The 14719-nt window shown below is 60.4% G+C and carries 14 protein-coding genes; 7 read left to right on the top strand and 7 right to left on the bottom strand.

Features of this window, described 5'->3' with window-relative positions; translation table 11 throughout:
* Positions 1-43 precede the first annotated feature (43 nt).
* Together trxA and ABH912_RS21725 are read right to left on the bottom strand one after the other, a co-directional pair.
* On the bottom strand, positions 44-373 hold the full coding sequence (gene trxA, locus ABH912_RS21730; RefSeq protein ID WP_008150340.1) for a thioredoxin TrxA: 330 nt from the start codon (positions 371-373) through the stop codon (positions 44-46).
* Positions 374-493: 120 nt separating this feature from the next.
* Positions 494-1201, bottom strand: coding sequence for a FadR/GntR family transcriptional regulator (locus tag ABH912_RS21725; protein ID WP_429511625.1), 708 nt, complete (start codon positions 1199-1201; stop codon positions 494-496).
* A 256-nt stretch (positions 1202-1457) separates the two neighbouring features.
* Between ABH912_RS21725 and ABH912_RS21720 the strand changes: the two genes are divergently transcribed.
* The 5 genes from ABH912_RS21720 (at position 1458) to ppx (ending at position 5928) form a co-directional block, all read left to right on the top strand.
* Positions 1458-2243: a transporter substrate-binding domain-containing protein gene (locus tag ABH912_RS21720; protein ID WP_429511624.1), complete on the top strand. Its 786-nt coding sequence runs from the start codon at positions 1458-1460 to the stop codon at positions 2241-2243.
* A 37-nt stretch (positions 2244-2280) separates the two neighbouring features.
* Positions 2281-2949: an amino acid ABC transporter permease gene (locus ABH912_RS21715; protein ID WP_033060643.1), complete on the top strand. Its 669-nt coding sequence runs from the start codon at positions 2281-2283 to the stop codon at positions 2947-2949.
* Positions 2946-3596: an amino acid ABC transporter permease gene (locus ABH912_RS21710; protein ID WP_033060645.1), complete on the top strand. Its 651-nt coding sequence runs from the start codon at positions 2946-2948 to the stop codon at positions 3594-3596. Before ABH912_RS21715 ends, ABH912_RS21710 begins: the two co-directional genes overlap by 4 nt.
* A complete protein-coding gene (locus tag ABH912_RS21705) occupies positions 3583-4320 on the top strand; it encodes an amino acid ABC transporter ATP-binding protein (protein ID WP_429511623.1) in 738 nt (245 codons plus the stop codon). Before ABH912_RS21710 ends, ABH912_RS21705 begins: the two co-directional genes overlap by 14 nt.
* 105 nt (positions 4321-4425) lie before the next feature.
* Complete coding sequence (ppx, locus tag ABH912_RS21700; protein ID WP_033060648.1) at positions 4426-5928, top strand: exopolyphosphatase; 1503 nt, start codon at positions 4426-4428, stop codon at positions 5926-5928.
* 107 nt (positions 5929-6035) lie between these two features.
* Here ppx and ppk1 read toward each other — a convergent pair whose 3' ends face one another.
* Positions 6036-8258 (bottom strand): polyphosphate kinase 1, encoded by a 2223-nt coding sequence (gene ppk1 / locus ABH912_RS21695; protein WP_033060650.1) that lies wholly within the window; start codon positions 8256-8258, stop codon positions 6036-6038.
* A gap of 18 nt (positions 8259-8276) precedes the next feature.
* Positions 8277-9290, bottom strand: a complete 1014-nt coding sequence (gene hemB, locus ABH912_RS21690) for a porphobilinogen synthase (protein WP_008150323.1) — start codon at positions 9288-9290, stop codon at positions 8277-8279.
* Between the two features lie 208 nt (positions 9291-9498).
* Here hemB and ABH912_RS21685 point away from each other — a divergent pair, with 208 nt between their 5' ends.
* On the top strand, positions 9499-10131 hold the full coding sequence (locus ABH912_RS21685; RefSeq protein ID WP_008150321.1) for a DedA family protein: 633 nt from the start codon (positions 9499-9501) through the stop codon (positions 10129-10131).
* Here the strand turns inward: ABH912_RS21685 and ABH912_RS21680 are convergent.
* Complete coding sequence (locus ABH912_RS21680; RefSeq protein WP_429511622.1) at positions 10112-11347, bottom strand: sterol desaturase family protein; 1236 nt, start codon at positions 11345-11347, stop codon at positions 10112-10114. The genes ABH912_RS21685 and ABH912_RS21680 overlap by 20 nt on opposite strands.
* Positions 11348-11462: 115 nt before the next feature.
* On the opposite strand from ABH912_RS21680, the gene elbB reads away from it, so the two are divergent.
* Entirely contained in the window at positions 11463-12131 is a 669-nt protein-coding gene (gene elbB, locus ABH912_RS21675; RefSeq protein WP_033060653.1) for an isoprenoid biosynthesis glyoxalase ElbB, read from the top strand.
* A gap of 65 nt (positions 12132-12196) precedes the next feature.
* Here elbB and ABH912_RS21670 read toward each other — a convergent pair whose 3' ends face one another.
* Positions 12197-12652: a YaiI/YqxD family protein gene (locus tag ABH912_RS21670; protein WP_033060654.1), complete on the bottom strand. Its 456-nt coding sequence runs from the start codon at positions 12650-12652 to the stop codon at positions 12197-12199.
* A gap of 109 nt (positions 12653-12761) precedes the next feature.
* On the bottom strand, positions 12762-14660 hold the full coding sequence (locus tag ABH912_RS21665) for an FTR1 family protein (RefSeq protein ID WP_429511621.1): 1899 nt from the start codon (positions 14658-14660) through the stop codon (positions 12762-12764).
* Positions 14661-14719: the final 59 nt, after the last annotated feature.

Here is a 14719-nt window from a genome sequence, read left to right as displayed (position 1 = left end):
CCCGCAATGTGCGGGGCCTTTTTGATGACGCTTTAAACGACGCTTAGATGTTGGCGTCGAGGAAAGCAGCCAGTTGCGACTTCGACAGTGCGCCGACCTTGGTCGCTTCAACGTTGCCGTTCTTGAACAGCATCAGAGTCGGGATACCACGCACGCCGTGCTTGGCCGGAGTTTCCTGGTTCTCGTCGATGTTCAGTTTGGCAACGGTCAGTTTGCCTTTGTAGGTTTCAGCAATTTCGTCCAGAACAGGAGCGATCATTTTGCAAGGGCCGCACCATTCAGCCCAGTAGTCGACCAGTACAGCGCCTTCGGCCTTGAGGACGTCGACGTCGAAGCTAGCGTCGGTGACGTGTTTAATAAGATCGCTGCTCATGGAAGTCTCCAGGTTGTAAGCAAAAAAACGTGGCCCATCATAGCTGCCCTTCCCTCGTTCAGGAAGGTGCAGATGATTGAGTCTCGCTATGGTGCCGCATGAGTTTGGGTATAGACCAAGTCACGAGGTGGCGGGAGCGACGAAGGCAATTCCGGTGCGCAGGGCTGCATTGCGCACATGCTCCTGCATGGCCTTCTGCGCCGCGCCAGACGCCCGCCGGGCCAGTGCGCGGAGGATTTTGCGGTGTTCCTGCCAGGTTTCCATGGCCCGTTCCGCCCGGATGAACGGTAGTTTCTGGCTCTCTAGAAAGATGTCGGCGCTGGCCGTCAGGATGCTCAGCATCGCCTGATTGCCGCTCGCCAGCAGGATGCGCCGGTGAAACTCGAAATCCAGTCGCGCCGCGGCCTCGAAGTCGCCGGCCTTCAATTCGAGGCGCATGGCGGCGACGTTATCTTCCAGTGCATCGAGCTCGTGAGTACTCAGGGTCACCGCCGCCAAACCGGCGGCAAAACCTTCCAGGGCATAGCGCAACTGGAAGATATCGAGCGGCGAGGCCTGGGCCGCGAACGGCCAACTCAGCGCCGCATCACCTCGCGGCAAATCAACCGGTGACTGCACGAACACGCCTTTGCCCGGCTGGATGCTGATCACCCCCAATGCACTCAATGACGACAACGCTTCGCGCAGCGATGCCCGACTGACCCCTAATTGCACCGCCAAATCCCGTTGCGAGGGCAAGGCATCCCCAGGCCCGAAGCCCTGTTCGGTGATCAGTTTACGGATGGCTTGCAGCGCCACTTCAGGTACGGCGCGAGAGATCGAGTTCATGGTTTTTCAGACGAACCAGGCCAATGAGCGGTTAGTTGTAAAGCTATTCGCGACGCCCGGCAAGTCGTGCCCCATGGGGGTTCGGCGAATTTCGGCGATGCGCTATCGGGGTGCGAAACCGTGCACGACTGTTCAGACCAGTAAGACCGATAAACGCCAGTAAAACCGTGGCCTGGCGCCCCCAAAACCCGATATTGGCACGGCCCATGCTCTGTCGATCCGCAGAATTCACTTCTCGCCGATTCGGAGATTTGCCATGACCCAGCGTTACAGCGCCCTCCTCGCCGCCCTGTTTGCCAGCCTGATGCTGAGCCAGGCGCCCGCCCACGCCGACGGTCTGGAGGATGTGGTCAAGCGCGGCGTCCTCAAGGTGGCCGTGCCTCAGGACTTCCCGCCCTTCGGCTCGGTCGGCCCGGACATGAAACCGCGCGACCTCGATATCGACACCGCCAAGCTGCTGGCCGACCAACTCAAGGTCAAACTCGAACTGACGCCGGTCAACAGCACCAACCGCATCCCGTTCCTGACCACCGGCAAGGTCGACCTGGTGATCTCCAGCCTCGGCAAGAACCCCGAGCGCGAAAAGGTTATCGATTTCTCCCGTGCCTACGCGCCGTTCTACCTCGCCGTATTCGGTCCACCAGACGCCAGCATCAAAAGCCTGGACGACCTCAAGGGCAAAACCATCAGCGTCACCCGTGGCGCCATCGAAGACATCGAGCTGACGAAAGTCGCGCCCGAAGGCGTGACCATCAAGCGTTTCGAAGACAACAACTCGACCATCGCCGCTTACCTCGCCGGGCAAGTTGACCTGATCGCCAGTGGCAACGTGGTGATGGTGACCATCAGCGAACGCAACCCGAAACGCATTCCGGCGCTGAAAGTGAAGCTCAAGGATTCGCCGGTCTACGTCGGCGTAAACAAAAACGAGCCGGCGCTGCTGGACAAGGTCAACCAGATCCTCGCCACCGCCAAGACCGACGGCGCGCTGGAGAAGAACTCCCGGACCTGGCTCAAAGAGCCGCTGCCGGCCGATCTCTGATCGTCGTTGCGACGCCGTTTAAACAAGGAGCCTGAACATGGCTTATCAGTTCGATTTCGTACCGGTGGTGCAAAACACCGACCTGCTGCTGCGCGGTGCGCTGTTCACCCTTGAACTGACGGCCATCGGCGCGGTGCTCGGAGTGGGTCTGGGCATCGTCGGGGCGCTGGTGCGGGCGTGGAACATCCGTCCGTTCGCCGGCATTTTCGGGGTCTACGTCGAGTTGATCCGCAACACGCCATTTCTGGTGCAGTTGTTTTTCATCTTCTTCGGTCTGCCGTCACTGGGCGTTCAGATTTCCGAGTGGCAGGCGGCAGTGCTGGCGATGGTGATCAACCTCGGCGCCTATTCCACCGAGATCATCCGCGCCGGCATTCAAGCCATCCCTCGAGGACAGCTTGAAGCCGCTGCGGCGCTGGCGATGACGCGCTTCGAAGCCTTTCGCCACGTGGTGCTGCTGCCGGCGCTAGGCAAGGTTTGGCCGGCATTGAGCAGCCAGATCATCATCGTGATGCTGGGTTCGGCGGTCTGCTCGCAGATCGCCACCGAAGAGCTGAGCTTCGCCGCCAACTTCATTCAGTCGCGCAACTTCCGCGCCTTTGAAACCTACGCCCTGACCACGCTGCTCTACCTGTGCATGGCGCTACTGATCCGCCAATTGCTGAACTGGATCGGCCGCCGTTTTGTCGCAAGGAGCAGCCAATGAGCGATTTCACCTTCTGGGACGTCGTACGCAACCTGCTCACCGGCCTGCAATGGACCCTGGCGCTGTCGCTGGTGGCGTTTATTGGCGGTGGACTGATCGGCTTGCTGATCATGGTCATGCGCATCTCAAAAAAATCCCTGCCGCGCAGCTTCGCCCGCACCTACATCGAACTGTTCCAGGGCACACCGCTGTTGATGCAGCTGTTTCTGGTGTTCTTCGGTGTGGCGTTGGCCGGGGTTGAGATTTCGCCGTGGATGGCCGCGGCGATTGCCCTGACGCTGTTCACCAGCGCCTACCTGGCGGAGATCTGGCGCGGTTGCGTCGAGTCGATCCCCAACGGCCAGTGGGAAGCTTCATCAAGCCTGGCGCTCAATCCTCTGGAGCAACTGCGCTACGTGATCCTGCCGCAAGCGCTGCGGATCGCCGTGGCGCCGACCGTGGGCTTCTCGGTGCAAGTGGTCAAAGGCACCGCCGTCACCTCGATCATCGGCTTCACCGAACTGACCAAGACCGGCGGCATGCTCGCCAACGCGACCTTCGAACCGTTCATGGTCTACGGCCTCGTGGCCCTTGGTTATTTCCTGCTCTGCTACCCCTTGTCCCTCAGTGCCCGCTACCTGGAAAGGAGACTGCATGCCTCTGCTTAGAATCTCGGCCCTGCATAAATATTACGGCGACCACCATGTGCTCAAAGGCATCGACCTGAGCGTCGAGGAAGGCCAGGTGGTGGCGATCATCGGCCGCAGCGGCTCGGGGAAATCCACTTTGCTGCGCACCCTCAATGGTCTGGAATCGATCAACGACGGCGTGATTGAAGTCGACGGCGACTACCTCGACGCCGCCCGTGCCGATCTGCGCAGCTTGCGACAGAAAGTCGGAATGGTGTTTCAGCAGTTCAACCTGTTTCCGCACCTGACGGTCGGCGAGAACGTGATGCTCGCGCCGCAGGTGGTGCAGAAAGTACCGAAAGCCAAAGCGACCGAACTGGCGCGGGAGATGCTGGAGCGGGTCGGGCTGGGGGAGAAATTCGATGCCTTCCCGGATCGGTTATCTGGCGGGCAGCAACAGCGGGTGGCGATTGCCCGGGCGCTGGCGATGTCGCCGAAGGTCTTGCTGTGCGATGAAATCACCTCGGCGCTGGACCCGGAATTGGTCAATGAAGTGTTGAGCGTGGTTCGGCAACTGGCCAAGGAAGGGATGACGTTGATTATGGTCACCCATGAGATGCGTTTTGCCCGGGAGGTTGGGGACAAATTGGTGTTCATGCATCAGGGCAAGGTGCATGAGGTCGGGGATCCGAAGGTGTTGTTTGCCAATCCGCAAACGGCGGAGCTGGCGAATTTCATTGGGACGGTTGAGACCGTCGGCTAACCCTTGTGGCGAGGGTGCGCTGGATCAAGGCATTGAACACTGCGCGTTGGCGGCAGCGTTTGATCGTGGCACGATGTCGAGGTTATCGACCGAGACCCCCTGACCATGCCGCAATCCCAAGCCAAGAATCTGTCCCTGATCGCCGCAATCGACCTGGGCTCCAACAGCTTTCACATGGTCGTGGCCAAGGCCCAGAACGGCGAAATCCGTATTCTCGAACGTCTCGGGGAGAAGGTTCAGCTGGCCGCCGGCATCGACGATGAGCGTCAGCTCAGTGAAGAATCCATGCAACGCGGGCTCGATTGCCTGAAGCGTTTTGCCCAACTGATCAACGGTATGCCGCCCGGCGCCGTGCGAATCGTCGGCACCAACGCCCTGCGTGAAGCCCGTAACCGTGGCGAATTTATCCGCCGCGCTGAAGAAATTCTCGGCCACCCGGTGGAAGTCATCTCCGGCCGTGAAGAAGCACGCCTGATTTACCTCGGCGTTTCCCACACCCTCGCCGACACTCCGGGCAAACGCCTGGTGGCCGACATCGGCGGCGGCAGTACCGAATTCATCATCGGCCAGCGCTTCGAGCCGCTGCTGCGCGAAAGCCTGCAAATGGGCTGCGTCAGCTACACCCAGCGCTATTTCAAGGACGGCAAGATCACCCCGGCCCGCTACGCCCAGGCGTACACCGCGGCGCGGCTGGAGATCATGAGCATCGAACACGCCCTGCATCGCCTGACCTGGGATGAAGCCATCGGCTCCTCGGGCACCATTCGCGCCATCGGCCTGGCGCTGAAGGCCGGCGGGCATGGCACGGGCGAGGTCAACGCCCAGGGTTTGGCCTGGCTCAAACGCAAGCTGATCAAGCTCGGCGACATCGAGAAGATCGACTTCGAAGGCATCAAGCCTGACCGCCGGGCGATCTTCCCGGCGGGCCTGGCAATTCTCGAAGCGATCTTCGACGCACTCGAACTGCAACGCATGGACCACTGTGAAGGCGCCCTGCGCGAAGGCGTGCTCTATGACCTGCTGGGCCGTCATCATCACGAAGACGTCCGTGAGCGCACCCTCAGCTCGTTGATGGAGCGTTATCACGTCGACCTGGAACAAGCGGCGCGCGTTGAGCGCAAGGCGTTGCATGCCTTCGATCAAGTCGCCGAAGATTGGGATCTGGATGACGGCGTCTGGCGCGAACTGCTGGGCTGGGCCGCCAAGGTCCATGAAGTGGGCCTGGACATCGCCCACTATCAGTATCACAAGCACGGCTCCTACCTGATCGAGCATTCAGACCTGGCCGGATTCTCCCGCGAAGACCAACTGATGCTGGCGTTACTGGTGCGTGGCCACCGCCGCAATATTCCCCGGGACAGGTTTGCGGATTTTGGTGACGAGGGCATCAAGCTGATTCGCCTGTGCGTACTGCTGCGCTTTGCGATCCTGTTCCATCACATCCGCGGCACCCAGGAAATGCCCCAGGTCGTGCTGCAGGCCAATGGCGACAGCCTGGATGTGTTGTTCCCGGAAAACTGGCTGGACGAAAACCAACTGACCCAGGCCGACTTCGCCCTGGAAGCAGAGTGGCTGACCCGCGTCGGCTTTGTGCTTAACGTCCGCTAACACCGTTTCTGTGGAGAGGGGATTTATCCCCTCACCACAGGTAAGTAGCTAGAACCAAAAAGGGCGATCCATATGGATCGCCCTTTTTTTGCCCATCCGAATCTGCGTTAACGAACAGTCAGAATCGGGCTACCCAAGCGCTCCAGCAAAGTCGCCTGCGCGCTGCGCGGGTTCTGGTTGCCGGTCGGCGTGTTGCGGATGTAACGACCGTCCGCCTGCAGGCTCCAGCTGTGGGTGTTATCGGTGAGATAAAGCTCCAGCTCTTTCTTGACCCGCAAGATCAGCTTCTTGCCCTCGACCGGGAAGCAAGTCTCGACGCGCTTGTCGAGGTTGCGCTCCATCCAGTCGGCGCTGGACAGGAACATCTGCTCTTCGCCGCCATTGAGGAAGTAGAAGACCCGGGTGTGCTCCAGGAAGCGGCCGATGATCGAGCGCACGTGGATGTTGTGCGAAACCCCGGCGATGCCCGGACGCAAGCAGCACATGCCACGCACCACCAGATCGATACGCACCCCGGACTGACTGGCCTTGTACAGCGCGCGGATGATCTTCGGGTCGGTCAGCGAGTTGAACTTGGCGATGATGTGCGCCGGTTTGCCGTCGAGGGCGAACTGGGTTTCGCGGGCAATCATGTCGAGCATGCCCTTCTTCAACGTGAACGGCGCGTGCAGCAGCTTTTTCATGCGTAGGGTTTTCCCCATGCCGATCAGCTGACTGAACAGTTTGCCAACGTCTTCACACAAGGCGTCATCCGAGGTCAGCAAGCTGTAGTCGGTGTACAGACGGGCGTTGGCCGCGTGGTAGTTGCCGGTACCCAAGTGGGCATAACGGACAATCTCGCCAGCCTCGCGACGCAAGATCAGCATCATCTTGGCGTGGGTCTTGAAGCCGACCACGCCGTAAATCACCACCGCACCGGCCGCTTGCAGACGGCTGGCCAGTTGCAGGTTGGACTCTTCGTCGAACCGCGCACGCAACTCGATCACCGCGGTGACTTCCTTGCCGTTACGCGCGGCATCGACCAGCGCATCGACGATTTCCGAGTTGGCGCCGGAACGGTACAGGGTCTGACGGACCGCCAATACATGCGGGTCCTTGGCGGCCTGGCGCAGCAGGTCGACCACCGGAGTGAAGGACTCGAACGGGTGCAGCAACAGGATGTCCTGCTTGCTGATCACGCTGAAGATGTTCTCGCTGTTCTGCAGCAGTTTCGGGATCTGCGGGGTAAACGGCGTGTATTGCAGCGCTCGCTGACTGTCCAGGCCGGTGATGCTGAACAGGCGGGTCAGGTTGACCGGACCGTTGACCTGATACAACTCGGTCTCGTGCAGGTTGAACTGCTTGAGCAAGTAGTCGGACAAGTGTTTCGGGCACGTATCGGCGACTTCCAGACGCACCGCGTCACCGTAGCGACGGGAGAACAACTCGCCGCGCAGGGCGCGGGCCAGGTCTTCTACATCTTCGGTGTCGACGGCGAGGTCGGCGTTTCGGGTCAGACGGAACTGGTAGCAGCCCTTGACCTTCATGCCCTGGAACAGGTCATCGGCGTGCGCATGAATCATCGACGACAGGAACACGTAGTTGTCGCCAGAGCCGCCCACTTCTTCCGGCAACTTGATGACGCGCGGCAGCAGACGTGGCGCCGGGATGATTGCCAGACCGGAATCGCGGCCGAAGGCGTCGATACCTTCGAGCTCGACGATGAAGTTCAGGCTCTTGTTCACCAGCAACGGGAACGGGTGCGTCGGGTCGAGGCCGATCGGGGTAATGATCGGCGCGATCTCGTCGCGGAAATAGCGGCGCACCCAGGTTTTGATCTTGGTGGTCCAGTGACGCCGGCGGATGAAGCGGACCTGATGCTTTTCCAGTTCCGGCAACAGAATGTCATTGAGGATCGCGTACTGGCGGTCGACGTGACCGTGCACCAGTTCGCTGATGCGCGCCAAGGCCTGGTGCGGTTGCAGGCCATCGGCGCCAGCCTGTTCACGGGCAAAGGTGATCTGTTTCTTCAGGCCGGCCACACGAATCTCGAAGAACTCGTCCAGGTTACTGGAGAAGATCAGCAGAAACTTCAGCCGCTCCAGCAACGGGTAGGACTCATCCAGCGCCTGCTCCAGCACGCGAATGTTGAACTGCAGTTGCGAGAGCTCGCGATGGATGTACAGGCTGCTGTCATCCAGGCCGGGAATGGCAATCGCTGGCGCCGCTATTGCGGGCTCGGCCACCACCGCGGGAGCAACAGGCTCCAGTTCCGGCGGGGTTTCAGCGATTTGCTCCACCACAGGTTGAGCGTCTTTTACGGCAACTTCAGTGAGCACTTCGGTATTCATCGAATGTTCCTGGGAGGGCTATTTTTGCTCTCGTAACAATTGAGCAGCACGGACGGCAAAGTAAGTCAGGATGCCATCAGCGCCTGCACGTTTAAAAGCGGTCAGGGATTCGAGGATAACCCCTTCGCTCAACCAGCCATTCTGGATCGCCGCCATGTGCATGGCATATTCACCGCTGACCTGATAAACAAAGGTCGGCACTTTAAATTCTTCTTTGACCCGGTAGAGGATGTCCAGATACGGCATGCCTGGCTTGACCATGACCATGTCCGCGCCTTCTGACAAGTCCGCCGCTACTTCATGCAGGGCTTCATTGCTGTTGGCCGGGTCCATCTGATACGAGGCCTTGTTGGCCTTGCCCAGGTTCAGCGCCGAACCGACCGCATCGCGGAACGGGCCGTAATAGGCGCTGGCGTACTTCGCCGAGTAGGCCATGATCCGCACGTTGACGTGATCGGCCAGTTCCAGTGCTTCGCGGATTGCCTGGATGCGACCGTCCATCATGTCCGACGGGGCTACCACCTGAGCACCGGCTTCGGCGTGGGACAGCGCCTGCTTGACCAGCGCGTCGACGGTGATGTCGTTCTGCACGTAGCCTTCTTCGTCGAGGATACCGTCCTGGCCATGAGTGGTGAACGGGTCCAGGGCGACATCGGTGATTACGCCCAGCTCAGGGAACTGCGCACGCAACGCGCGGGTGGCACGCTGGGCAATCCCGTTCGGGTTCCAGGCTTCGGCGGCGTCCAGGGACTTGAGCTCCGGCGGCGTCACCGGGAACAACGCCAATGCCGGAATCCCCAGCTCGACCCACTTGGCCGCTTCTTCAAGCAACAGATCGATGGTCAGGCGCTCGACGCCTGGCATCGACGCCACCGCTTCGCGACGGTTTTCACCGTCCAGCACGAACACCGGCAGGATCAGATCGTCGACGGTCAGAACGTTTTCACGGACCAGTCGACGCGAGAAATCATCACGACGATTGCGACGCAGGCGGGTTGCTGGAAACAAACGGTTGGCGGGGGTAAAGCTCACGGCAGACTCCTGAGCCCGCGCTGGCGGGCGAGCGTGACAGTTATAAGCGGCCATTATGACGAACGTATTACAGTTGTGCGCACCCCTGTGACAGGTAGTCGCATTCCATTGTCCTTGTAGGAAATGTTCACGTCGAGACACATTTGGACACTTTCATGAATGTTCCCGAAGGGTTAGGCTGCGCGTTCATTTCGCCAGCATCCAGACAATGCTCCAACAATTTCTTCAGGAATTCGGCTACTTCGCCCTCTTTCTCGGCACGTTTTTCGAAGGCGAAACCATTCTGGTGCTCGCAGGCTTCCTCGCGTTCCGCGGATACATGGACCTCAAAGTGGTTATGATCGTGGCGTTCCTCGGCAGTTATGCCGGTGATCAGCTGTGGTATTTCCTGGGGCGCAAGCACGGCCGCAAGTTGCTGGCGCGCAAACCGCGCTGGCAATTGATGGGTGACAGGGCGCTGGAACACATCCGCAGGCACCCGGACATCTGGGTACTGAGCTTCCGCTTTGTCTATGGCCTGCGCACGGTGATGCCAGTGGCGATCGGCCTGTCGGGCTATCCGCCGGGACGTTATCTGCTGCTCAACGGGATTGGTGCCGCGATCTGGGCCGCCGCGCTGGCTGCTGCCGCGTATCACTTCGGTGCAGTGCTCGAAGGCATGCTGGGCAGCGTCAAGAAGTACGAACTGTGGGTGCTTGGTGCCCTGCTGATACTGGGCTTTTGCCTGTGGTTACGCCGGCGCCTCAAGAACGCCCGTCTGGCGAAGAAGATCTACGCCGACGAGCAGGCCTTGAAAGCGGAACAAGCCAAAACCAACGAACCTACGACGCCAGTCGAGTGAAACGGTTTCTGCAACAGTAGAGACCGATACCACTGAGCAGGCTGTAACTCAGCAGGCCGACCCAGCCCACTGCGCTGGCCGGCCACAGCCCGACGACCGGCGCCAGCCATACCAGCGGCACATTCGACGCCAGGCGCAGCAGCTCCAGCTTCAGCGCCCACGGGCGATTCTCCAGGGCCACGCCCAACGTAAACAAACCCAGCGCCACGGCACTCCAGCCGAGCACCAGCGCGGCGGTTGGCAAACGCTGCTCCAGGTTCATCAAGTAGCTGCCCAGCGCGATGTAGACGCAGAACTGCAACACGACGTAAAGCTGCTGACGCCCGTCCAGCGGCACCTCGAATTTACGGAACTGACTCAGGTCGGGCTTGTTCATCGGGTACTTGGCCGCCACATCCGCCGGCCGCCAACCGGTGCGCATGAACCAGATGCGCAGCTTGTCCCATGTGCTTTGCGCACGCCGCGAGTCATCCCACAGCTGCGCGTAGAACTGCACGTTCGCCCACAACGGATTCCAGCTCGCCAGCGGCGTGGTGACACCGAAAATCACCGGTTCGTTGTCGTCCTCTTCCTGGAACGAGCCAAATAGACGGTCCCAAATAATGAACACCCCGCCGTAGTTGCGATCCATGTAGAGAGCGTTCTGTGCATGGTGGGCCCGATGATTGGACGGCGTGACAAAGAACCACTCGAACCAGCCGAGCTTGGGAATGTGTTTGGTATGCACCCAGAATTGGTACAGCAAGTTCAGCGAGGCGACGCTGATGAACACCAGCAGCGGCACGCCGAGCACGGCCATCGGCAGGTAGAAAATCCAGCTCAGCAGGAAGCCGGTACTGGTCTGGCGCAGCGCCGTGGACAGGTTGTAATCCTCGCTCTGGTGATGCACCGAATGCGCCGCCCAGAGGATGTTGCGTTCGTGGCCCATGCGATGCAGCCAGTAGTAGCAGAAGTCGTAGAGGACAAAGGCAAAGACCCAGACCCAAACGCTGTCTGCCGAGAGCTGGAACAGCGCCAGATGCTTGAGGGCAAACGCATACGTCACCAGGCCGACGCCTTTGGTCAACAGGCCGGTGGTGGTCGACAGCACGCCGGTGCTCATGCTGTTGATCGCGTCCGCCACGCGATAATTGCTCACTCCGCGCCAACGGTCGGCCAGCAGTTCGACGGCTATCAGCACAAAGAAAAACGGCACCGCATACAGAATGAAGTCCATGACGCGCCCTGATCGGAATCTTGAGGACAGATCCTAGGTGTAGCCGCGAATTAACCCTATGGCAACGAGTGACAAATTAGTGGACATTTAACGCCATGAATCTGGAGAAAAGCCCATGAGCAAAAAAATTGCAGTGATCCTATCCGGCTGTGGCGTGTACGACGGCGCCGAGATCCACGAAAGCGTGATCACCCTGCTGCGTCTGGACCAGCGGGGGGCTCAGGTGCAGTGTTTCGCACCGAACATCGCGCAGCTGCACGTGATCAATCACCTGACCGGCGAAGAAATGCCCGAGTCACGCAATGTACTGGTGGAGTCGGCGCGGATCGCCCGGGGCAACATCAAGGATATCCGCGAAGCGGACGTGGAAGACTTCGATGCGCTGATCGTGCCTGGTGGTTTCGGGGCGGCCAAGAACCTGTCGAACTTCGCCGTCGAAGGCGCCGGCTGCACCGTGCAACCGGAAGTCCTGGCGCTGGCTGAAGCCTTTGCCGAGGCCGGCAAACCGGTCGGGCTGATCTGCATCTCGCCGGCGCTCGCGGCGAAGATTTATGGACCGGGCGTGACCTGCACCATCGGCAACGACGCCGATACTGCCGCTGCCATGAACAAGATGGGCGCTACACACGCAGACTGCGCGGTCACTGACATCGTTGAAGACAAAGCACGCAAACTGGTCAGCACCCCGGCATACATGCTGGCGCAATCGATCAGCGAAGCGGCGTCAGGCATCAACAAACTGGTCGACCGGGTACTCGAACTGACCCACGAAAACGACGCCTGACATTGTTCGATGAAGGGCTTTTGTGGCGAGGGAGCAAGCTCCCTCGCCAAAAGAACAGGGTTTGTTCAGGCTTTACGGGAAAGTCGCGTGAGGATCCGGTCCAGCGCATTGGCAAACGCCTGCTTCTCACGCTCGCCAAATGGCGCTGGCCCGCCGCTCATCTGCCCCTGTTCACGCAAATCAGTGAACAGGTTACGCACCGCCAACCGATCGCCCATGTTCTGCGCATCGAACTCTTTGCCCCGTGGATCCAGCGCCGCCACGCCCTTTTTCACCAGACGATCGGCCAGCGGCACATCGCTGCAGATCACCAACTCGCCGGGGACCGCGTATTCCACCAGATAGTCGTCTGCGGCATCCGGACCGCTTGGCACCACGATCAGCTTCACCAGGGCCAAACCCGGTTTGATCTGCGGCTGCCCGGCCACCAACACCACTTCGAACTGGCGCTTGAGGGCGAACTTCACCACCAGATCCTTGGCCGCCCGGGGGCAGGCGTCGGCATCGATCCACACTCGCATTGTGTTTTCCTCTGTTGAAAAGCATCGCGGGCAAGCCCGCTCCCACAAGGTTAACGCTAAACCTGTGGGAGCGTGGCTTGCCCGCGATTGTGAGCGCAGCGAATGCTGTTTAAGAAACCTGCACCCGCCGCTTCTCAGCCAGCCGACTACGGCTATACAGCACGATGATCGCAATGATCGCCACCGCCTGAGCACTCAGCGAATACGCATCAGCGTGGATCCCCAGCCAGTCGAAGTCAAAGAACGGCACCGGCCGAGTGCCGAAAATCCCGGCTTCCTGCAACGCCTTCACGCCATGCCCGGCAAACACCACCGACAACGCGCACAGCAGGCCGGCGTTGATACTGAAGAACAGTGACAGCGGCAGCTTCGCCGAACCGCGCAGAATCACCCACGCCAGCCCCACCAACAACACCAACGCCGTCCCACCACCCGCCAACACCGCGTTATGACCTGCCGGACCCGCCTGCAGCCACAGGGTCTCGTAGAACAGAATCACTTCAAACAGCTCGCGATACACCGAGAAGAACGCCAGCGTCGCAAACCCGAAACGCCCACCGCCGCCCACCAGGCTGCTCTTGATGTAATCCTTCCAGGCCGCCGCGTGACGACGGTCGTGCATCCACACGCCGAGCCAAAGCACCATGACGGCGGCGAACAACGCCGTCGCACCTTCCAGCAATTCACGTTGCGAGCCGCTGACATCGATCACATACGCCGCCAACGCCCAAGTCCCGAGACCGGCCAGCAGCGCCAGCCCCCAGCCGACATTGACGCTGCGCACCGCCGATTGCTGGCCGGTATTGCGCAGGAACGCGAGGATCGCCGCCAGCACCAAAATCGCTTCCAGGCCTTCGCGCAACAGAATCAACAAACCGGAGATGTAGCTCAGGGACCAGCTCAAACCATCGCTGCCCAGCAGGCCGGCGGATTCCTTCAACTTGGCCTTGGCCGTATCCAGACGCTGTTGGGCCTGGGCCACCGGCAAACCGTCCTGCAACGACTGACGGTACGCCATCAGCGATTTTTCAGTGTCTTTGCGCACGTTGGTGTCGACGTTATCCAGAGAACTTTCGACCAGTTCGAAGCCCTCCAGATATGCCGCCACCGACAGGTCATAGGCCTGATCGTGATCGCCGGCACGGTAGGCCGCGATGCTCTTGTCCAGCGTTGCGGCGGTGTAATCGAGCAACTGCGCCGGGCCACGCTTGACCTGTGGCGGTTGCGCCCGCTGCGCACGGAAGGTCGCCGCCGCTTGTAGCCCCTCGGCAACCTGCACTTCTGCGGGAGTCTGACGGGCCAGGTCGGCGATGTTGTAGGCCTTTTCGGATTTTGCAGCAGCCGGATCGGCGCTGAAGCTGGCGATGTAGGTCGCCAGGTCCCAACGCTGTCGATCATCCAGCTGATCGGCGAAGGCCGGCATATCGGTGCCTTCGACACCGAGGCCCAAAGTGCTGTAGATCGCATAGAGGCTCAGGTGATCCAGCCGCGCAGCATCACGCAGATTGGACGGTGGCGGTGTCAGACCGACACCCGCCGGGCCATCCCCGGCACCCACGTCGCCGTGGCACACCGAACAGTGCTGAGCGTACAACGGCGCACCACGGGTCGGATCCGGCGTAATGATCGGCGCCTGGCTGACTTCATAGGTCACCGCCAACTTGGCGCCGAGTTGCCGTGCCTGACGACCGACGTCCGCGCCGTCCTGACGCGCAGTGATCGCGTTGCGCAGCGTGCTGACGCCCTGCTCCAGCCCGGCTTTTTCCGGTTTGGCCGGCATCGCAGCGATCAAGCCTTGCAGCGCCTTGATGGATGCCAGCTGCTCTTGGTACTCGGATTCATTAATGACCTTGCCCGCCTGCACCGTTTCCGGGTAATCCGCACCGATGTAATCGAGCAAATGCAGCGCTTGCGGCGCGCCTTCCACGGTGTCGGCCAGCAGGTTGAAACTGCACAAGGCAAACAACGGCAACATCAGCCAGGCCAGGAATCGGGACGGGGCAGTCATGAATGAATCTCAATTGGAAATACGAAGTAACACATTGTTCACTTCCAATGACTTTCACT

It is taken from the genome of Pseudomonas sp. BT76 TE3572 (assembly GCF_050435365.1).
Lineage (GTDB): Bacteria > Pseudomonadota > Gammaproteobacteria > Pseudomonadales > Pseudomonadaceae > Aquipseudomonas > Aquipseudomonas fluorescens_W.
Note: the sequence above shows the minus strand (reverse complement) of the source record. Positions and strands in the feature narration are given on the sequence as shown.